This is a genomic window from Streptomyces sp. NPDC054786 (genome assembly GCF_053611685.1).
The window spans coordinates 67,222-86,919 of sequence record NZ_JBSHAW010000016.1 but is presented as its reverse complement, the minus strand read 5'-3'; the positions used below and the strand labels follow the sequence as shown (position 1 = coordinate 86,919).

The 19,698-nt window shown below is 71.1% G+C and carries 18 protein-coding genes; 5 read left to right on the top strand and 13 right to left on the bottom strand.

What is annotated here, in order from left to right; genetic code table 11:
• Positions 1–203: 203 nt before the first annotated feature.
• On the top strand, positions 204–1,061 hold the full coding sequence (locus ACWGI6_RS15755) for a LysR family transcriptional regulator (protein WP_393903879.1): 858 nt from the start codon (positions 204–206) through the stop codon (positions 1,059–1,061).
• 23 nt (positions 1,062–1,084) lie between these two features.
• Here the strand turns inward: ACWGI6_RS15755 and ACWGI6_RS15750 are convergent, their stop codons facing one another.
• The 3 genes from ACWGI6_RS15750 to ACWGI6_RS15740 all read right to left on the bottom strand — a co-directional run bounded on the left by ACWGI6_RS15750 (position 1,085) and on the right by ACWGI6_RS15740 (position 4,925).
• A complete protein-coding gene (locus ACWGI6_RS15750) occupies positions 1,085–2,257 on the bottom strand; it encodes a hypothetical protein (protein ID WP_453268020.1) in 1,173 nt (390 codons plus the stop codon).
• A gap of 42 nt (positions 2,258–2,299) precedes the next feature.
• Entirely contained in the window at positions 2,300–3,550 is a 1,251-nt protein-coding gene (locus tag ACWGI6_RS15745) for a DegT/DnrJ/EryC1/StrS family aminotransferase (protein ID WP_453268019.1), read from the bottom strand.
• Between the two features lie 343 nt (positions 3,551–3,893).
• Positions 3,894–4,925, bottom strand: a complete 1,032-nt coding sequence (locus tag ACWGI6_RS15740; protein WP_393903881.1) for a LacI family DNA-binding transcriptional regulator — start codon at positions 4,923–4,925, stop codon at positions 3,894–3,896.
• Positions 4,926–5,074: 149 nt separating this feature from the next.
• Between ACWGI6_RS15740 and ACWGI6_RS15735 the strand changes: the two genes are divergently transcribed.
• From ACWGI6_RS15735 to ACWGI6_RS15720, 4 genes are all read left to right on the top strand, one after another.
• Positions 5,075–6,400, top strand: a complete 1,326-nt coding sequence (locus ACWGI6_RS15735) for an ABC transporter substrate-binding protein (RefSeq protein ID WP_453268018.1) — start codon at positions 5,075–5,077, stop codon at positions 6,398–6,400.
• Positions 6,401–6,405: 5 nt separating this feature from the next.
• Positions 6,406–7,389, top strand: coding sequence for a carbohydrate ABC transporter permease (locus ACWGI6_RS15730; RefSeq protein WP_453268017.1), 984 nt, complete (start codon positions 6,406–6,408; stop codon positions 7,387–7,389).
• Complete coding sequence (locus tag ACWGI6_RS15725) at positions 7,386–8,234, top strand: carbohydrate ABC transporter permease (RefSeq protein ID WP_453268016.1); 849 nt, start codon at positions 7,386–7,388, stop codon at positions 8,232–8,234. Before ACWGI6_RS15730 ends, ACWGI6_RS15725 begins: the two co-directional genes overlap by 4 nt.
• 106 nt (positions 8,235–8,340) lie before the next feature.
• Positions 8,341–10,011 carry a glycoside hydrolase family 13 protein gene (locus ACWGI6_RS15720; RefSeq protein WP_453268015.1) on the top strand — a complete coding sequence of 557 codons (1,671 nt, stop codon included), beginning with the start codon at positions 8,341–8,343 and terminating at the stop codon, positions 10,009–10,011.
• A gap of 21 nt (positions 10,012–10,032) precedes the next feature.
• Here ACWGI6_RS15720 and ACWGI6_RS15715 read toward each other — a convergent pair whose 3' ends face one another.
• The 10 genes from ACWGI6_RS15715 to ACWGI6_RS15670 all read right to left on the bottom strand — a co-directional run bounded on the left by ACWGI6_RS15715 (position 10,033) and on the right by ACWGI6_RS15670 (position 19,344).
• A complete protein-coding gene (locus ACWGI6_RS15715; protein WP_453268014.1) occupies positions 10,033–10,803 on the bottom strand; it encodes a sirohydrochlorin chelatase in 771 nt (256 codons plus the stop codon).
• Positions 10,804–10,806: 3 nt separating this feature from the next.
• On the bottom strand, positions 10,807–11,745 hold the full coding sequence (locus tag ACWGI6_RS15710) for an ABC transporter permease (protein ID WP_453268013.1): 939 nt from the start codon (positions 11,743–11,745) through the stop codon (positions 10,807–10,809).
• The gene (locus ACWGI6_RS15705; protein WP_453268012.1) at positions 11,732–12,538 is read right to left on the bottom strand and encodes an ABC transporter ATP-binding protein; all 807 of its coding nucleotides are present in this window, start codon (positions 12,536–12,538) and stop codon (positions 11,732–11,734) included. The genes ACWGI6_RS15710 and ACWGI6_RS15705 overlap by 14 nt, the downstream gene beginning before the upstream one ends.
• Positions 12,539–12,579: 41 nt before the next feature.
• Complete coding sequence (locus ACWGI6_RS15700; protein WP_453268011.1) at positions 12,580–13,689, bottom strand: aliphatic sulfonate ABC transporter substrate-binding protein; 1,110 nt, start codon at positions 13,687–13,689, stop codon at positions 12,580–12,582.
• 209 nt (positions 13,690–13,898) lie between these two features.
• The gene (locus ACWGI6_RS15695; RefSeq protein ID WP_453268010.1) at positions 13,899–15,260 is read right to left on the bottom strand and encodes a sulfate adenylyltransferase subunit 1; all 1,362 of its coding nucleotides are present in this window, start codon (positions 15,258–15,260) and stop codon (positions 13,899–13,901) included.
• 2 nt (positions 15,261–15,262) lie between these two features.
• On the bottom strand, positions 15,263–16,207 hold the full coding sequence (gene cysD / locus ACWGI6_RS15690; RefSeq protein ID WP_453268009.1) for a sulfate adenylyltransferase subunit CysD: 945 nt from the start codon (positions 16,205–16,207) through the stop codon (positions 15,263–15,265).
• Positions 16,204–16,737, bottom strand: a complete 534-nt coding sequence (gene cysC / locus ACWGI6_RS15685) for an adenylyl-sulfate kinase (RefSeq protein WP_453268008.1) — start codon at positions 16,735–16,737, stop codon at positions 16,204–16,206. Before cysC ends, cysD begins: the two co-directional genes overlap by 4 nt.
• 20 nt (positions 16,738–16,757) lie before the next feature.
• Positions 16,758–17,450, bottom strand: coding sequence for a phosphoadenylyl-sulfate reductase (locus ACWGI6_RS15680; protein WP_453268007.1), 693 nt, complete (start codon positions 17,448–17,450; stop codon positions 16,758–16,760).
• Entirely contained in the window at positions 17,447–17,650 is a 204-nt protein-coding gene (locus ACWGI6_RS15675) for a hypothetical protein (protein WP_393903894.1), read from the bottom strand. The genes ACWGI6_RS15680 and ACWGI6_RS15675 overlap by 4 nt, the downstream gene beginning before the upstream one ends.
• Positions 17,647–19,344 (bottom strand): nitrite/sulfite reductase, encoded by a 1,698-nt coding sequence (locus ACWGI6_RS15670; protein ID WP_453268006.1) that lies wholly within the window; start codon positions 19,342–19,344, stop codon positions 17,647–17,649. Before ACWGI6_RS15670 ends, ACWGI6_RS15675 begins: the two co-directional genes overlap by 4 nt.
• Between the last annotated feature and the right edge of the window lie 354 nt (positions 19,345–19,698).

Genomic DNA, 19,698 nt, shown 5'->3' with positions numbered 1-19,698 from the left:
ACCGACATTGCCGCAATGAAGGAGGTCCGGCGTTGCCCGCAACGAATGCGGAGGTTCCCGGAGACGCGAACCGCACGCCGTCCGCGAACGGCCCGGATCCCCATTCCGGTCTCCCCTTAACCAGCGGTAATACGCGCGAGGTGGCCGATGCCGGGGTGCCCCGATTCTCGGCCGTCCTCGCCTCGGTTCGTATGCTCCTGGATATGGGGATAGAACTGCACCACTTACGGGGCTTCTTGGCGATCGCCGAGGAACAACACTTCACCCGGGCCGCCGCCAGGCTGCATCTCTCCCAGCCGAGCCTGAGCAGGAATCTCAGGCGCCTGGAGGAGCAGCTTGGCGTCCGTCTCCTGGAGCGCACCACCCGCCGCGTCACCCTCACGCCGGCCGGTGAACGGCTCTACCGTCAACTCGCCCAGCTCCTACCCCGGTTGGAGGAGGCACTGCGGCCCGACCGGGCGGACGAAGTCCTGCGGCTCGGGTTCACCTGGGGCTTCCCCGCCGGCTGGGCCCACGAGGCCATGGACCGTTTCCACGAGCTCACCCGCGCCCGTGTCGTACCGATACGAAGGGACGAGCCACTGGCCGGCCTTGACCGGGGAGAGGCCGACCTCGCCATTCTGCGCGGGCCGGTCACCACCCCCGGCATCCGCTCGGTGACCCTCCTGCACGAGGACCGCATCGCCGCCGTCGCGGTCCATTCCCCCCTGGCCCGTCGGGACCGGATCAGATGGAGCGAACTCTCCGGACTGCCGCTGGTCATCAACACCGTGAGCGGGACCACCCGGCTGGAGGACTGGCCCGCCGAACGCCGCCCCCGACTGGCGGCCACTTGCACCAACTTCGACGAGTGGCTGGAGTCCGTCGCCGCGGGCCATGGCGTCGGAGTCGTCCCCGAATCCGTCGCCGACCGCCACATCCATCCGTCCGTCGTCTTCGTCCGCCTGGTGGACGCCCCGCCCGTTCCCCTGCAGCTCGCCTTCCCCCGGCAGGGCGCCCACCCCCTCACCGCCGAGTTCGTCACCATCATCCAGCAGATCTTTGCGGCCCGCCCGGACTGACCGTGCCCCTGGCCTGACGCGGGTCACTCCGTCCCCTCGCGACGGGCCAGGCTCTCGGCGAACTCCGCCCACAGCTGCATGCAGGCGCTCGCCGTCTCGGCCAGTGCCGGGACGCAGTGGGCCGGTACCCCGTTGGCGAGTTGCTCGACGTCATCGAGCGCGGCCTCCTGCGCGATGAGCAGCCGCAGCAGTGCGCGTCCCGCGTCCGTGGACCGCAGGGAGAGGTCCTGCCGCAGGAACGGCAGCCGTGCCAGCGAGGGCGCAGCGAGTCCGTGCGGGGTGCCGTTCCGGGGCGCTCCGCCGTGCGCGGATGCGTGCTGCGGAGCGCCGGGCGGGGAGGCGCTCCGGGCGGCGCCGTGCGAAGGGGTGTGCGGTGGGGTACCGGCAGAGGTGTCGCCCTCTTCGGCATCGCGGGTGCGGCCGTGCACCTCCAGCCTGCGGCGGCCGGCGGCGAGGCCCCGCTGCTGTGCGGGGATCAGATCCTGTCCGCTGCGCAGTCGTCGGCTCACGTCCTGGGCGGTGCCCAGGGAGATCCCCGCCCACTGCGCGACCTCCCGTAGGGTCACTCCGGGGTTCTCGCGCAGCAGGTGCCCGGCCAGCAGCCGGCCGTCCGCCGTGCTGGCCGGGCGGACCCGCCCGTCGCGCCCGAGCCGGGCTGCGTTCGACTGCGGCTCGTGCGCGGTCGAACGCCCGCGCAGCGCGGCAATGGTCTTCGCCGACAGCCCCGCGACGGCGCTCAGCGAACGGTCCGAGCAGTACGGGTAGTCCCGCAGGATGCGCAGCGCCGCGGCCTTGCGGTCCTCCATGGACAGCGGCAGCCCGTGGGCGGTGTTGGACCGTACGGCATGCACGAAGCCTTCCTTCTCCGTGCCGTGGAACAGCTCCGCGCTGATCTCGGACCCGCCGCGCAGGATCACCGCGTGGACCCGGTGGATCCCGTCGAGCACCCGCATCGTGGGGCGGTGCACGAGAACCGGCGGCAGACCGTCCGGGTCCGCCTCGGCGAGGGTGCGGATGTGCGCCTCGTCGCAGCCCCCGAGCCGCGGTGACTCCGACATGTCCAGCGCGCTGATCTGCAGCGGCACGGGCTCGCGGCCCGCCGCGGGCGCGGCCGGCAGATGCGTCCGCGCCTCGTCGCCGGCCGGCCCGGACGGTACGCCGTCCACCACACCCGGTAACGCCTTTCCCAGGGACATGGCCTTCTTCCCTCCCTTTCCCGCTCCCTTCCGCTCTCCTGCCTACTTCCGTCCGCAGGCCGTCGCCGACACCGCCAACGGGGCCGGCGTCCCGCCGTTCAGCTCGGCCAGCGACTCGTCCAGCGCCTCGACGAGATAGTCCTCCTGAGAGGGCGTCAGCAGCGGATGGCAGGGAAGGTTGAGGTGCTGGTCGAACCAGCTGCGTTCGGCGACCGGGCACTCACCGCGCAGATGTCCCCGGTGCCGCCACTGGGGCAGCAGATGCTGGGGGAAGTAGCGCAGCTGGATCTCCACCCCCCTGCGGTCCAGGGCCAGGACGAGCAGGTCGCGCAGCTCCTGGCGCTCGGCGAAACAGGTGTAGAGGTGGTAGGCGTGCTCGCTGTGCGCGGGCGCCGACTGCGGCGTGATGAACGGGTAGCGGGTGAGCACCTCGTCCAGCCGCCCGGCGAGCGCGCGCCGCCGGCCGACGGCGGCCCACAGCCCGGTGAGCTGGGCCTGTCCGAGGGCCGCGACCGCCTCCGGCATCGTCGCGTCGCTGCCGGGCCGCCGCACGGAGCCGCGGTGAAGAGGCCCGTCGTACGGGGTCCACGGCAGCACGCCCGGCCGAGCCGGCCCGGTGCGCACGGTCCGGGCCTCCCGGTCCGTGGTGCGCAGCAGGCGGAGGCGCTCGGCCCAGTCGTCCCGGTCGCAGGTGATCAGGCCGCCCTCGCCGGGCATGGTGCCGCTCTTGGCGTTGCGGAGGCTGAAGGTGGCGAGGTCGGCCAGCGACCCGGGACTCCGTCCGCGGTAGCGGGCGCCCAGCGCATGTGCGCAGTCCTCCAGCACGACGACGCCGTGGCGCCGCGCCAGCGCCATGATGGTGTCCATCTCGGCGGGGCAGCCGCCGTAGTGCACCAGCAGCAGGGCCTTGGTACGCGGGGTGATCAGCGCTTCCAGCGCGGCCGGGTCGATGTTGAGGGTCGCCGGGTCGATGTCGCAGAACCGGACGTGTACGTCGTGGTCGGACAGCGGCTGGACGGTGGCCCGATGGGTCTGCGGGGTGGTGATCACCTCGTCGCCGGGTGCCAGGCCGAGCATGCGGACCGCGAGTTGGAGGGCGACCGTTCCGCTGGTCACCGAGATCGCGTGCCGGCTGCCGACCGTCTCCGCGAAGGAGCGCTCGAACCCCTCGCGCCGTCGGCCCGTCGGCAGGCGTGTGCTGTCGTGGGTCAGCTCGGTCAGTACGGCCGCCTCGGCGCCGGCCGACATGCTGCCCCGCTTTCCCCAGGGCACGACGTAACTCCTGTCCAGCATCAGTTCCCCCCAGATCGTCTCTGGCCGCACCGGTGGGTGTGCGGTCCCTATGACAGTCGATGGACGGGATGCTGGTGAAGAGTCAGCGGTGGTCAGCAAGGTCAGTTAGGTCAGCTTTGCCGTACGGTGCCGGGCCCGGCCCACGAGGTCCCTGGACCGCACCGGTCCCCGGGATTCCGGACGGCGCTCCTCACGAGGGGGTGCGGACGGTCCCGCTGCCGCCGGCTCCGGTCACGGCTCCGGCGAGCGGGACGGCAGCGCGTAGCGCTATCCGTGATCCCGGCGTCCGGCTGGCGTGTCTTGTGGATCGGCGAGGGACCGCGCCGATCCGCAAGACACCGGCCTAACTCCCCTCGGGCGGCGGCCCCGTGCTTCCGCGTGGGACGAGTTCGGTCGGCAGCACGATGTGCCGCTCGTGAGCGCCGTCGGAGTCGTCGATCACCGCGCGGGTGAGGCGGACGGCGGCGCGCCCGATTTCCACGGCGGGCTGGGCCAGTGTCGTCAGGCCCATGACCCCCGCCATGACGTGGTCGTCGAAGCCCATCACCGAAACCCGCCCCGGTACCGGGACGTTGGCCTCCCGCAGGGCTGCCAGCAGCCGGAAGGCCATGTCATCGGTCTCGGTGAACATCGCGGTCGGGGGTTCCTGGAGGCTCAGCAGCCGTCCCACGGCCGCGGCCATGCCGTTGCCCTTCCAGCCCGGCACGCTCAGGATGAGCGAGTCGTCGTGCTCCAGCCCCGCTTCGGTGAGCGCCCGCAGATGCCCGGTGAGCCGGTTCTTGCTGCTCCAGGCGAAGCCCGTGGTGTCGGACGTCTGGAGAAAGGCGATCCGCCGGTGCCCGAGGTTGACCAGATGACGGGTGCCGCGCAGGGCGGCGTCCTCGTCGTCCACGTAGACGCTGGGGCGTCCCGGGGCGTGCTGGCTGACGAAGACGAGGGGCATGCTCAGGTCGTCCAGGCGGGCGCGTTCGGCGGGGGAGAGCGAGAAGCTCACCACGAGCAGGGCGTCGGCATTACGGCGGGCGGGCAACCGGTCGAAGAAATCGGCGCGTTCGTGCACGTCGGTCACGCTGTACACCAGCAGATCGAGGCCCGCCTCGCGCAGCGCGGGTGCCATGCCGGACAGTGCCGAGCTCAGAAACCACGAGGCCAGGTCCGGCATCAGTACGGCGACTCGTCCGGTGCGGCCGGTGACCAGGCTGGAGGCACTGCGGGTGATCGCGAAGGAGAGTTCGCGGGCTGCCGCTTCCACCCGGGCGCGCGTCGGATCCGAGACGGTCGACAGACCGCGCAGGGTGCGCGAGACCGTGGACACCGAAACCCCCGCCCGATGGGCCACATCGGCCATCGTGGCCTCGCTCTGCGCTGAGGACATGCGGGGACGCTAGCACAAATTGGCGATGACAGCGTTGCCAGAAGATCCCCTCGCGAAATCTGTTGTTCATCAGCCGTTGACCTGGCGACAAGCCCGCTTTTAGCCTGCAAGCGCTGTCATCGATGGCAGGCAAGACGTGAGGAGCACTCATGGCCTTGAGCCGCAGAACCCTGCTTGCGGGCGGTCTCGCCGCCGGAGTCGGGCTCACCAGCGGTTGCGCGGGCAAGCCCTTGGACACCCTGCTGACCCAAGCCGCCCACGTCCCGCGTACCCCGGCCACCCTCACCTGGTGGGTGTCCGAAATCCCCTCCCGGAACGGCCCCGTGGTGGCCGACCTGATCATCCGCGCCTTCGAGCACCGCCATCCGAACATCCATGTCCGAAAGTCGAACGCCCTCAGCACCACCGACGCCAACCGCGCCGCGGTCACCACGCAGCTCGCGGGCGGCTCACCCACCCCCGACGTCTATCTCGGCGACACCACCTGGCCGGCCCAGTTCGGCGCCAACTCCCTTGCGCTGCCGCTGCAGACGCTGCTGCCCAAGGACTACTGGACGGACTACCCGGCGGCCCTGCGGCGGGTCAGTGAGTACCGCGGCGCCGTGTACGCGCTGCCGTTCTTCACCGACAGCGCCTTCCTCTATTACCGCAAGGACCTGCTGGCCAAGCACGGCCGACCGGTGCCCCGCACCTGGGAAGAGCTGCTGCGCACCGCGCGCACCATCCAGCGGGCCGGGGGCGCCCCGTACGGATTTCTCTGGCAGGGGTCCGTATCGGAGTCGCTGACCTGCAATGTCGCCGAATTCCTGGCCGACGCCGAGGCTCCCGTACTGGACGGTGCGGGCCGCGTGGCGCTGAGCGGGGCGGGTGCGGAGCGGGCCTTCGCCCTGATGCGGGAGTTCACCGAGACCGGCGTCACGCCCCCTACCGTCGCCACCTACGTGGAAGCGGACTCGCAGGACGCGTTCACCGGCGGCCGCGGCGTCTTTCTGCGCAACTGGTCGTACGCCTGGGGCAATGCGGCCGACCGCTCGGTCTCCAAGGTGGCGGGCCGGGTCGGCGTCGCACCCCGCCCCGGCTTCGCCGGCGGCGGCCCGCGCGGGGTGAGCTGCGCCGGCGGCTGGAGCAACTTCGTCAACCCCAACTCCCGCCACCTCGGGGCTGCTGTCGCTTTTGCCCGCTTCTGTGCCGGTGAGGAGGCGCAGATGATCCTGCTGAAGCACGCCGGGGTGATTCCGGCGCTCGAAGAGGTGCTGACCCGGCCGGAGGCGCGCGCGGTCGGCGATCCGACGCTCACCCGGGTACGCGAACTACGGCTGGTCGCCCGGCCGGTGCAGACCCCGTACTACCCCCAGGTCAGCAAGGCGCTCTACACCAGGGCCAACGCCGTGATCGGTGGCCGGGCCACGCCCGCCCAGGCCGTGCGCGCGGCCCGCGCCGATATCCGGACCGCGCTGGAAGGCAGGGCGCTGTGAATGCCATGACATCCTCCGCCACCGTGTCGCGGGCCCAGGCCTCCGAGCGGACCGGCCCACGGACGGGTCCGGCGCCGCGCGGCGGCGGTCCGGCCCGGGTGAGCGGCCGCCGCCGGGCGCGCACCGGCTGGCTCTTCGCCTCCCCGGCGCTGCTGACCATCACCGCCGTGACGGTCTTCCCGGTGCTCTTCTCGCTGCTGCTCAGCTTCGCCGATGTCCGCCTGGAGTACGGCGGATTCCGCATCCTCTCCCTGACGGGCGACCATTACGCCGCCGTGCTGAGCAGCCCGGAATGGCGCCAGGCGCTCGTCTTCACCTTCGGGTTCACCGCCGTCACCGTCCTGCTGGAACTGGTGCTGGGCACCGTGGCCGCGCTCGTACTGGAACGGCTGGGGGCCGCCCGTGGCTGGGTCCTGGCCGTCCTGCTGCTGCCCTGGGCCCTGATCAATGTCGTCGCCGCCCAGCTGTGGGGATATCTCTTCAACGGCACCTACGGCGGGCTGACCTGGCTCTTCGAGCAGCTCCTCGGCCGCCAGCCGGACATCCTCGGGCAGCCGGCCTCCGCCATGGGCGCCATGGTGGTGGTCGATGTCTGGAAGACCACACCTTTTGTCGCCATTGTCGTCCTCGCCGGGCTGATGCTGATTCCCGGCGACGTCTACGAGGCGGCAGAGATCGACGGCGCCGGCACCTGGACGACGTTCTGGAAGGTGACCCTGCCGCAGCTGCGCCCGATCATCGCCATCGCCGTCCTCTTCCGCATCCTGCAGGCCTTCGGCATCTTCGATCTGCCGTTCGTCCTGACCCAGGGCGGTCCGGGCACCGCCACCGAGTCCCTGGCGATCCTCGGATACAAAACGCTCTTCCAGAACCTCGCCATCGGCCGGGGCGCGGCGGTGGCGACCACCACCGCCGTCATCGTGATCACCTGCTGTCTGCTCTTCCTGCGGGTCTTCAAGACGCAGGCCGACGAAGGGGGGCGGGCATGAGCCGCCGTGCACCGGCGTCCGGCATCCGCCGGTACGTCAACGCCGTCAACCTCGGCGGTCTGGCGATCGTCGTGCTGTCGGCGCTGCCGCTGTACTGGATGATCGCGTCGTCCTTCAAGGGACCGGGCGAGATCAGCGACGCCCCGCCGACCCTGGTCCCGAAAGCGGCGACGCTCGGCAACTACGCGGAGGCCTTCGTCCGCAACGGGATCGGCCGCTATCTGCTCAACAGCGTGCTGGTGGCGTCGGTTTCCACGGTCGCCGTGCTGGGGCTGTCCTTCTTCGCGGGGTACGCCCTGGCCCGCACACCGCTGCGGGGCCGCGGCGCCATCATGACGGCGCTGCTGATGCTGTCCGTCTTCCCGCCGATCGCGCTGGTCGTACCGCTCTTCCTGCTGGAGCGGCAACTGGGGCTGCTCAACAGCTATGCGGGCCTGATCGTGCCCTATGTCGCGCTGAATCTGCCGTTCGCCATCTGGATCATGCGCAACTATCTGATCGGTATCCCCCGTGAGCTGGAGGAGGCGGCAACCGTCGACGGTGCCGGCCCGCTGCGTACCGTCCTGACCGTCATCGCGCCCCTGGCCCGGCCGGGGCTGTTCACCGCGGGAATCTTCACCTTCACCGCGACCTGGTCGGAGTTCCTGCTGGCGCTGACCTTCAACAGCGAGGACGGTCACCGCACCGTTCCGGTCGGCATTGCCCTGTTCACCAGCCAGTACACGGTCCCCTACGGGACGCTGTTCGCGGGGGCCGTGGCGGCCACCGTCCCCATCGGCGTCCTGGTCATGATCTTCCGTCGCTCGATCGTCTCGGGCATGACCTCAGGGGCGGTGAAGGGATGAGACCGGCGCCCCGAGGGCCCGCCGCCCGCGCCGCACCCGACCGAACCCGGCGCCACACCGCGCCGTACCCCGTCACGCGACCGCTCTCGTATCGAAAGGCCTCCACGTGACCGCACAGCACCTCGGCTCCGACCGCAACACCACCGACTGGTGGCGGCAGGCCGTCGTCTACCAGGTGTATCCGCGCAGCTTCGCCGACTTCGACGGCGACGGCATCGGCGACCTCCCCGGTGTGACCTCCCGGCTGCCCTACCTCGCCGACCTCGGCGTGGACGCCGTCTGGCTGAGCCCCTTCTACCCCTCGCAGCTGGCCGACGGCGGCTATGACGTCGCCGACTACCGCGATGTCGACCCGCGGCTGGGCACCCTCGACGACTTCGACGCCCTGGTGGCCGAGGCGCACCGCCTCGGCATCAAGGTGATGGTGGACATCGTGCCCAACCACTCCTCCGACCAGCACCACTGGTTCCAGGAGGCGTTGCGCGCCGAGCCCGGGTCCGCCGCACGGGAGCGCTACGTCTTCCGCGAGGGCAAGGGGGAGCTGGGCGAAGAGCCCCCCACCGACTGGATCTCCTGCTTCGGCGGCCCCGCCTGGACCCGGCTGCCCGACGGCTGGTGGTACCTCCACCTCTTCGCCCCCGAGCAGCCCGACTTCAACTGGGACAACCCCGAGGTCCGCGCGGACTTCCGGCACACCCTGCGCTTCTGGTCCGACCGCGGTGTCGACGGCTTCCGGGTCGACGTGGCCCACGGCCTGGCCAAGGACCTGGCCGCACCGCTTCGCGACGTCGGCACCATCGACGGCTATGAGCCCGGCGATCTGCCCGAGGACGGCAGCCACCCGTTCTGGGACCGCGACGAGGTGCACGACATCTTCCGCGACTGGCGCAAGGTCTTCAACGAGTACGACCCGCCGCGGGTCGCCGTCGCCGAGGCATGGGTACGCAACTCCCGCCGTACCGCGTACGCCACCCCGCAGGAGCTCGGACAGGCCTTCAACTTCGACTTCCTCAAGGCCTCGCTGCACGCCGGGGAGCTGCGCGCCTCCATCGACACCGCACTCGCCGACGCGCGGGCGGCCGGGGCGACCGCGACCTGGGTGCTCTCCAACCACGATGTGATCCGGCACGCCTCCCGGTACGGCCTTCCGGACGGCCGCGACGAGGAGGCCTGGCTGCTCTCCGACGGACAGGAGCCCGTCCTGGACCGGGAGTCCGGGCTGCGCCGGGCGCTGGCCGCGACCCTGCTGATGCTGGCGCTGCCCGGCTCCGGCTACGTCTACCAGGGCGAGGAACTGGGGCTGCCCGAGGTCGCCGACCTCTCCCGGGACAGCCTCCAGGACCCGGTGTGGACCCGTAGCGGAGGCCGGCTGAAGGGCCGGGACGGCTGCCGGGTGCCCCTGCCGTGGCGGCGCGAGGGCAGCTCGTACGGCTTCGGCAGCGGGGGTTCCTGGCTGCCGCAGCCGGCGGGCTGGGGCGAACTGTCCGTCGAGGCACAGCAGGGGGTGGCGTCCTCCCCTCTGGAGCTGTACCGCACGGCACTGGCCACCCGCCGCCGGCTGCTGGCCGACGAGGCGCTGGAATGGGCCGACGACGCGCCGACGGCCGGCCCGGGGGTGCTGCACTTCCGCCGCTCGGGCGGCTGGGAGTGCGTGACCAACCTGTCGGACGAGTCCCGGCCGCTGCCGGCCGGCGAACTGCTGCTGGCCTCCGCCCCGGTCACCGGCGACGAGCTGCCGCCGTGGACGACGGTCTGGCTGCGCACCACGACGGCCTGACCCGCCGCGCCGCGGGGACCGTCAGGCGACCAGCGCCGCCAGGTCCCCGCGGGCGCGGTCCAGCACCGACCGGTCGTAGCGCCGCAGCAGCAGCCGGGCCAGCTCGGGCGCCGGGCCGAGCACGGGGGCGAGGACATCGGCGCCGGCCTCGCGGGCCCCGGCGGCGATGCGGTCCGGGAGGAAGCCGGGGGCGATGACGTACGGGGCCACGGCCACCCGGCCGATGCCCTCGGCGCGCAGGGCCCGCACGGCGTCGGCCGTGCGGGGCAGAGATGCGGAGGCGAACGCAGGTCGCACGGCACACCAGCCAGCGGTGTGCCGCCACTCCCGCGCGATTTCAGCGATCACTGCGATCGCCTCCGGGTCCGAAGAGCCCGCCGAGGCCAGTACGACTCCGGTCGAGCGGCGGTCGCCGGGCCGCAGCCCGGCCTCCGCCAGCCGGCGCTCCAGCGCGGCCGTGAGCAGCGAGGAGGGGCCGAGTACCTCGGCCTGGCGGACGGTCAGCAGGGGCAGCCGCGCGGCCGCCTCCCGCAGTACCGCCGGGATGTCGGACTTGGCGTGGAAGGCGCGGGTCAGCAGCAGCGGCAGCGCCACCACTTCCCGCACCCCCTCGGCCGACAGACGCTCCAGCACCCGCGGCACCCGGGGCGCGTTGAAGTCGAGATAGCCGACCTCGACACGCAGCCCCGGCCGCAGCGACCGGACCCGCGCACAGAGCGCGGAGACCGTCGCCGCGTGCCGCGGATCGCGGCTGCCGTGGGCGATGACGAGGAGTGTGGGGCGTGCGTCCATGGTTCAGCTCTTCACGAGGAGGCCGCGGCTGCGCAGCACCCGGCGTTCGATCGGGGCGAAGATCAGCAGCTCGATGCCGATGCCGACGATGAGGATGAGGAGGATCGCGGCGAGTACCCAGGACATGTCCTGGAACTCGCGGCCCTGCTCCAGCAGCTGGCCCAGCCCGGTGCCCAGGTCGGGCGCGTTGACGATGAGCTCGGCGGCCATCAGGGAGCGCCAGGAGAACGCCCAGCCCTGCTTGAGTCCGGCGATATAGCCCGGCAGCGCGGCCGGCAGCAGCACATGCCGTACCCCTGCCAGACCCGTGGCGCCGATGGTGCGCCCCGCCCGCAGGTAGAGCGGGGAGATCTGGTCGACGCCCGCCACCAGGCCGTTGGCGATGGACGGGACGGCGCCGAGCAGCACCACCGCGTAGATCGTGGCGTCGCTCAGCCCGAACCAGATGATCGCGGCCGGGACCCAGGCCACCGAGGGCAGCGACTGCAGTCCGCTGAGGATCGGCCCGATCGCGGCCCGCACGGCCTTGACCTGGGCGACGATCAGCCCGAGCACCGTACCGATGGCCACCGAGGCCACGAAGCCGAGGGCGCCGCGGGAGACACTGGTCCACACGAAGCTCAGCAGGGTGCCCTCGAGCCACTTCTGCTGCAGCGAGTGCGCGACGTCGACGGGGCTCGGCAGGAGGTAGTGCGGCTTCAGCTCGAAGTGGAACGCGAGCTGCCACAGCGCGAGCACGATGAGGATGGCGACGAGCGGGGGGAACGCCTTGGAGACGGCGGTGCGCAGCCACGGCTGCCGGTCGATGACCCTGGATTCCAGGGCGTCGAGCCCGGCCTCCAGGCCGGCGATATCGCCGGCCCTGGCGGCGGTGCTGTCGGCCGCGGTGTCCTCGCCGCCCAGGGCGGCGGCGGACGGGGCCTTGGTCTCAGTGCTGGCCATGGCGGCGGATCTCCCCACGGAGCTGTTCGGTGATCTCGATGGAAAGGTCGGCGACCGCGGAGTCCTCGATGCGGCGCGGCTGCGGGATGTCCACCCGCCACTCGTGCGCGATCCGGCCCGGACGGGAGGACAGCAGCACCACCCGCTCGGCGAGCCGCACGGCCTCCCGGACGTTGTGGGTGACGAACAGGACCGAGAGGTTGGTCTCGCGCCAGATGCGGGTCAGCTCGTCGTGCAGCACATCGCGGGTGATCGCGTCGAGTGCGGCGAACGGCTCGTCCATCAGCAGCAGTTGGCTGTCCTGCGCCAGGGCACGGGCCATCGCCACGCGCTGGCGCATACCGCCCGACAGCTCGTGCACGCGCTTGCCGTAGGCGCCCTTGAGCCGGACGAGTTCCAGCAGCCGCTCGGCCTCGTCCCGGCGCTCCGCGCGCGGCACCCCGCGCAGCCGCAGCGCCAGTTCGATGTTGCGGCCCGCGGTCAGCCACGGGAACAGCGCATGCTCCTGGAACATCAGGGCCGGCCGGCCGCCGGGCGTCTCGATGGCTCCGGCGGACGGCGCGTCGAGACCGGCCACGAGGTTGAGGAGGGTGGACTTGCCGCAGCCCGAGGCCCCCAGGAGGCAGACGAATTCGCCGGGCGCCACATCGATGGTGATGTCGTCCAGGACATGCTGCTGTGCGCCGGTGCGGCCGAACGACTTCGAGACATGGTCGATGCGAGCCGCGTACGGCACGGTGGTGCCCGTGTCCGCCGTGGCGGGCTGCTGCTTGGTGAGCGTGGTGGTCGTCATCGGTGTCACCTCCTGGGGGAGTGCGGTACTGCGGGCGGGGGCTACTTGCTGCCGAGTCCGGCGTCGGAGACCGGCTGCTTGCCCTCGGACTTGAGCACCTTGTTCAGCAGCGTGAGGTCGTAGATGCCCTTGAGGTCGGGCTTCTTGAGCAGGCCCGCCTTGACGGCGTGATCGGCCTCCTGCTGGAGGGTGGCGGCCAGCGGGTCATCGGTGATGTCGACGTTCTTGAACGCCGGGTCGATGACGTTGTCCGGCAGTGCCTTGCCGGAGACGTCCGAGGCGGCGAGCTTGTCGTTGAGGGCCTTCTTCGCCTCGGCCGGGTGCGAGCGGATCCAGGAGTTGGTCTTCACCGAGGCCCGCAGCACCGCCTCGACGGCCTTCGGGTGCGCCTTGAGGAACTTCTGCGAGACGATCATGTTCGTGATGACGAACTTCCCGTCCTTCCACAGCTTCTTCTCGTCCAGAAGCGTCTTGCCGCCCTCGGCGACGAGCTTGGAAGCGGTGGGCTCGGGCACCCACGCGGCGTCGATGCCGCCCTGCTGGAAGACGGTCGGCGTCACCTTGTTGTCGGTGCGCTGGACGGTGACGTCGCCCTTGCCCGTGGTGGCGTCGACCTTGAGGCCCTTCTCGGCCAGGTAGTTCAGCAGCGCGACGTCCTGGGTGTTGCCCAGCTGCGGGGTCGCGATCGTCTTGCCCTTGAGATCGTCCAGGCTCTTGATCTTCTTGGGGTTGACCACGAGCGAGACGCCGCCGGAGGCCGAACCGCCAATGATCTTCAGGCTCTTGCCGTGCGACTTGGCGTAGCCGTTGATCGCGGGGGAGGGGCCGATCCAGCCGATGTCGATGGCGCCCGAGTTGAGCGCCTCGATCTCGGCGGGGCCCGCGTTGAAGGTGGAGTACTTCACCTCGGTGCCGCCGAGTGCCTTCTGGAACTGGCCGTTCTGGAGGCCGATCAGTGGCGTGGCGTGGGTGGTGTTGCCGAAGACCCCGATCGTGACGTGATCGAGCCCGTCGGTCTTGGCGCCCTTGGGCGCGACACCGGCCGAAGTGTCCTTCTTGGCCTCGGAGCCGTAGCCGCAGGCGCCCAGCGCCCCGGTCAGGAGCGGGACGGTGACGGCGGCCGCCAGCAGGCGGTGACGAACGGCAGACACGGAGGTGTTCCTCTCGGCGGGCCGGGTCAGTACGCGCCTATGGCGCGCCCGGCAGATCGATGGATCTTCGGAAGGGGGGTGTGGGGGATACGGAGTCGGGCATCGTCAGCACACACATCGGCCGACTCCGCCCTGCCCGCTGCCCAGGGCGCCGCTGCCGATGCGGCCGCCCTCCTTCGCGAAGGTCGAGAAAACGTCCTTGAGCATGCTCAGAAGTCCCATCCCTCGTCGTCCGCGCCGTCGGCCGGAGCGGCCTCGGCGGCCGCCTCCGCGAAGGCGGTGCCCGCCATCCCCGCGGTCAGCGTCGTACCGTCCGCCGGGTCGATCAGCAGGAAGGAGCCGGTGCGGCGGGAGCCGGCGTAGGCGTCCAGGGCCAGCGGCTCGGCCGTACGGACCACGATCCGTCCGATGTCGTTGGCGACCAGCTCGCCGGGCGCCGGGTGCTGGGAGAGGTCGTCCAGCGTCAGCCGGGACGGGATGTCCTTGACGATCGCCTTGACGGTGCGGGTGGTGTGCTTGAGCAGCACCCGGTCGCCGACCTTCAGCGGACGGTCCGCCACATGGCAGATGGTCGCCTCGATGTCCTGCGAGACGCCCGGCGCGGTGGCCGTCGGGGCGATCAGATCACCGCGCGAGATGTCCAGGTCATCGCTGAGCCGCACGGTCACCGACTGTGGTGCCCAGGCGACGTCCACGGCCTGGCCGAGCGCGTCGATCGCCTCGATGGTGCTCGTCCGGCCCGAGGGCAGGACGGTGACGGCGTCGCCGACGCGCAGCACACCGGAGGCGACCTGGCCCGCGTAGCCGCGGTAGTCGGGGTGTTCGGCGGTCTGCGGACGGATCACGTACTGGACCGGGAAACGGCCGGGGTCGTCCGAGGGGTCGGCGACGACGGGCACGGTCTCCAGGTGCTCCAGCACGGTCGGGCCGCCGTACCAGTCCATGTGGGCCGACGGCGCCACCACGTTGTCGCCGGCCAGCGCCGAGATCGGGATCGCGGTGATCTCCGGGACGCCCAGCGACGCCGCGTACGTCGTGAACTCCTCGGCGATGGCGGCGAAGACGGGCTCGGCGTAGTCGACCAGGTCCATCTTGTTGACGGCCAGCACGACATGGGGGACGCGCAGCAGGGCGGCGACCGCGGCGTGCCGGCGGGTCTGCTCGACCACGCCGTTGCGGGCGTCGACCAGCACCACGGCCAGCTCGGCGGTGGAGGCGCCGGTGACCATGTTGCGGGTGTACTGCACATGCCCGGGGGTGTCCGCCAGGATGAAGCGGCGCCGCGGGGTGGCGAAGTAGCGGTAGGCGACATCGATGGTGATGCCCTGCTCGCGCTCGGCGCGCAGTCCGTCGGTCAGCAGCGCCAGGTCGGGCGCCTCCTGGCCGCGGCCCAGGGAGGCACGTTCGACGGCCTCCAGCTGGTCGGCGAGCACCGACTTGGAGTCGTGCAGCAGCCGGCCCACCAGCGTGGACTTGCCGTCGTCGACGGATCCGGCGGTGGCGAACCGCAGCAGCGAGGTGGCACCCGCGTCGACGACGTCGATGGCGCCCGTGTTCGTGGTCGAGCTCATGGTTAGAAGTACCCCTCGCGCTTGCGGTCCTCCATGGCGGCCTCGGACATCTTGTCGTCGGCCCGGGTGGCACCCCGCTCGGTGAGCCGGGACGCGGCGATCTCCGCGATCACGGCCTCGATGGTGTCGGCGTCGGAGTCGACGGCGCCGGTGCAGGACATGTCGCCGACGGTGCGGTAGCGCACCTGCCGGGTCTCCAGGCTCTCGCTGTCCTTGGGGCCGCCCCACCCACCGGGCGACAGCCACATGCCGCTGCGGGCGAAGACCTCGCGCTCGTGGGCGTAGTAGATGGCGGGCAGCTCGATCTTCTCGCGGGCGATGTACTGCCACACGTCCAGCTCGGTCCAGTTGGACAGCGGGAAGACCCGGACGTGCTCACCGGGCGAGTGCTTGCCGTTGTAGAGCTGCCACAGCTCGGGGCGCTGCCGGCGCGGGTCCCAGCCGCCGAACTCGTCGCGCAGCGAGAAGACCCGCTCCTTGGCGCGTGCCTTCTCCTCGTCCCGGCGGCCGCCGCCGAAGACCGCGTCAAAGCGGTTCTTCTCGATGGCGTCCAGCAACGGGACGGTCTGCAGCGGGTTACGGGTCCCGTCGGGGCGCTCGCGCAGCTCACCGCGGTCGATGAAGTCCTGGACGGAGGCGACGTGCAGCCGCAGGCCGTGCCGCTCCACCGTGCGGTCGCGGTAGTCGAGGACCTCGGGGAAGTTGTGCCCGGTGTCGACGTGCAGCAGCGAGAACGGCACCGCGGCCGGCGCGAACGCCTTCAGCGCGAGATGCAGCATGACGATGGAGTCCTTGCCGCCGGAGAAGAGGATCACCGGCCGCTCGAACTCACCCGCCACCTCGCGGAAGATGTGTACCGCCTCGGACTCCAGGGCGTCGAGGTGGGAGAGGGCGTACGGGTTGTTGGCGTCCTCGGCGTTCTCGGTCACGGCCGCGATGGTGGTCATGCCAGTCCCCTTTCGGTGAGCAGCGTGTGCAGCGCCGCCGCGGACTCCTGCACGGTCTGGGTGGGTGACTCGATGCGCAGATCGGGTGCTTCGGGTGCCTCGTACGGGTCGTCGACGCCGGTCAGACCGGAGATCTCACCGGCCGCCTGCTTCGCGTACAGCCCCTTCACATCCCGCTCGGAGCACACCTCGACGGGCGTGGCCACATGCACCTCCAGGTAGGGGGTGCCCTCGCTCTGGTGGCGCTTGCGCACGGCCTCGCGGCTCTCCGCGTACGGCGCGATCACCGGCACGAGCGCCTTGACACCGTTGCTCGCCAGCAGCTCGGCCACGAAGCCGATGCGCTGGACGTTGGTGTGCCGGTCCTCGCGGGTGAAGCCGAGGCCCGCGGAGAGGAACTCGCGGATCTCGTCGCCGTCGAGCACCTCGACGCGGTGGCCCGCGCCGCGCAGCGTGCCGGCCAGCTCGTGCGCGAGGGTCGTCTTGCCCGCGCTCGGCAGACCGGTCAGCCAGATCGTGGCGCCCGTCATGGATATCTCCTGATGCTCGGTCATCCGTGCAGCCCGCACTCGGTCTTGTTGCTGCCGGCCCAGCGGCCGGCCCTGACGTCCTCGCCCTCCAGCACCCGGCGGGTGCAGGGCGCGCAGCCGACGGAGGCATAGCCGTCCGTCAGCAGCGGGTTGGTGAGCACCCCGTGCTCGTCCACGTACGCGTCCACGTCGGCCTGCGTCCAGCGGGCGATCGGCGAGACCTTCACCTTGCGCCGCTTGGGGTCCCAGCCGACGACCGGGGTGTTCGCCCGGGTGGGCGACTCGTCCCGGCGCAGGCCCGTCGCCCAGGCGTCGTAGCCGGTCAGGCCCTCTTCGAGCGGCGCGACCTTACGCAGCGCGCAGCACAGGTCCGGGTTGCGGTCGTGCAGCTTCGGGCCGTGCTCGGCGTCCTGCTCGGCCACCGTCCGGCGCGGGGTCAGGGTGATGACGTTGACGTCCATCACCTCGGCCACCGCGTCCCGGGTCCCGAGGGTCTCCGGGAAGTGGTAGCCGGTGTCCAGGAAGACCACGTCCACGCCGGGGAAGGCCCGCGAGGCCAGGTGCGCGACGACCGCGTCCTCCATCGAGGAGGTGACGCAGAAGCGCGGACCGAAGGTCTCGGCGGCCCACCGGAGGATCTCCAGGGCGGGCGCGTCCTCCAGGTCCCGGCCCGCCTGCTCGGCGAGCTGCTGAAGGTCGGTAGCGGTGGTCACGAGGTACCTCCGTCGGAAGCGGTAGGGGCCCGGCCGGTGTTGCCCGGCGCCAGCAGGCCCAGGAACTTCAGCCGGAACGCACGGCTGCAGGCCCGGCATTCCCACGCTGCACCCTCGCCGCGGGAGGTCCCCTCCTCGGAGGGCCGCAGGTCTTCGTCCCCGCAGTACGGGCAGTAGAACGGCGCGGCGCGTTCGCTCACTTCAATGCACCCTCTTCGGCGCGGGCCGCCCAGGTGGCGAACCGCTCGCCGTCCTCGCGCTGCTCCGCGAAGTTGCGCAGCACCCGCTCGACGTAGTCGGGGAGTTGATCGGCGGTGACCTTCAGGCCGCGGACCTTGCGGCCGAAGCCGGCCTCCAGGCCCAGCGCCCCGCCCAGGTGCACCTGGTAGCCCTCGACCTGGTTGCCGTCGTCGTCCAGGACCAGCTGGCCCTTGAGGCCGATGTCGGCGACCTGGATCCGGGCGCAGGCGTTCGGGCAGCCGTTGACGTTGATGGTGACCGGCTCGTCGAACTCCGGCAGCCGGCGTTCCAGTTCGTCGATCAGCGAGGCACCGCGGGCCTTCGTCTCCACGATCGCCAGCTTGCAGAACTCGATGCCCGTGCAGGCCATCGTGCCGCGCCGGAACGGGGACGGCTGGACCCGCAGGTCGAGCGCCTCCAGACCGGATACCAGCGACTCGACCTGCGACTCGTCGATGTCGAGCACGATCATCTTCTGCTCGGCGGTGGTACGCAGCCGGCCCGAGCCGTGCTCCGCCGCCAGCTCGGCGATCTTGGTGAGGGTGGCGCCGTCCACCCGGCCCACGCGCGGGGCGAAGCCCACGTAGTAGCGGCCGTCGTTCTGCTTGTGGACGCCGATGTGGTCGCGCCACTGCTGGTCGGGCTGCTTCGGCGCGGGACCGTCGGTGAGCTTGCGCCCCAGGTACTCGTCCTCCAGTACCTGGCGGAACTTCTCCGGGCCCCAGTCGGCGACCAGGAACTTCAGCCGGGCGCGGGTGCGCAGCCGGCGGTAGCCGTAGTCGCGGAAGATCGAGATGACGCCTTCGTAGACATCGGCGGCCTCCTCGCGCGAGACCCACGCGCCGAGCCGGACGCCGAGCTTGGGGTTGGTGGACAGCCCGCCGCCGACCCACAGATCGAAGCCGGGGCCGTGCTCGGGGTGCTCGACGCCGACGAACGAGATGTCGTTGATCTCGTGCGCGACGTCCAGCAGGGGCGAGCCGGAGACCGCGGACTTGAACTTGCGCGGCAGGTTGGAGAACTCCGGGTTGCCGATGATCCGCTTCTGGATCTCCTCGATGACCGGGGTGCCGTCGATGATCTCGTTCTCGGCGATACCGGCGACCGGGGAGCCGAGGATGACGCGGGGGGTGTCACCGCAGGCCTCGGTGGTGGACAGGCCGACGGCCTCCAGCCGCTGCCAGATCTCCGGCACGTCCTCGATGCGGATCCAGTGGTACTGGACGTTCTGCCGGTCGGTGATGTCCGCGGTGCCGCGCGCGAACTCCTGCGAGACCTCGCCGATCACCCGCAGCTGCTCGGTCGTCAGCCGCCCGCCATCGATGCGGACCCGCAGCATGAAGTACTTGTCGTCCAGCTCCTCGGGCTCCAGGATCGCGGTCTTGCCGCCGTCGATCCCGGGCTTGCGCTGGGTGTACAGGCCCCACCAACGCATCCGCCCGCGCAGGTCGTTGGGGTCGATGGAGTCGAAACCGGCCTTGGAGTAGATCGTCTCAATGCGTGTCCGCACATTGAGACCGTCGTCGTCCTTCTTGAACTGCTCATTGCCGTTGAGCGGTGTGTGGTGGCCCACGGCCCACTGGCCCTCGCCGCGGTGGCGTCCGGCCTTGCGGCGGGTCGTGGCAGCTGCAGGGACTTCGGGGGAGGCGGCCATGGGTGTACGTCCTTCTGGGCGGGCTCAGGAAACGCGGACGGGGCGCCGAGCACCCACGATGACCTGCGCAGACATACCGAAAGGCGGCGCGCGGCAGCGCGTCGGAAGGGTCTGCGGGTCGAGGGGTGTCAGCGCGTCCGCGACGATGGGGACGGCATGAGGTTCGGTGGTGCTGGGCGCTGCCAGGGGCCGAAGGCTCCTGGTGAATACAGCCTCAGCCCGCCCGACAAATGGCGCTGGACATGCGGCCGAGGTCGACGTGCCGCCGACTCACCAAGGCAATTCCAGCTCGAGACATGACGGAAGCGTGGCACGCCGCTCTCCGGCCAGTCCACCGTAATCCAGGATTTGGAC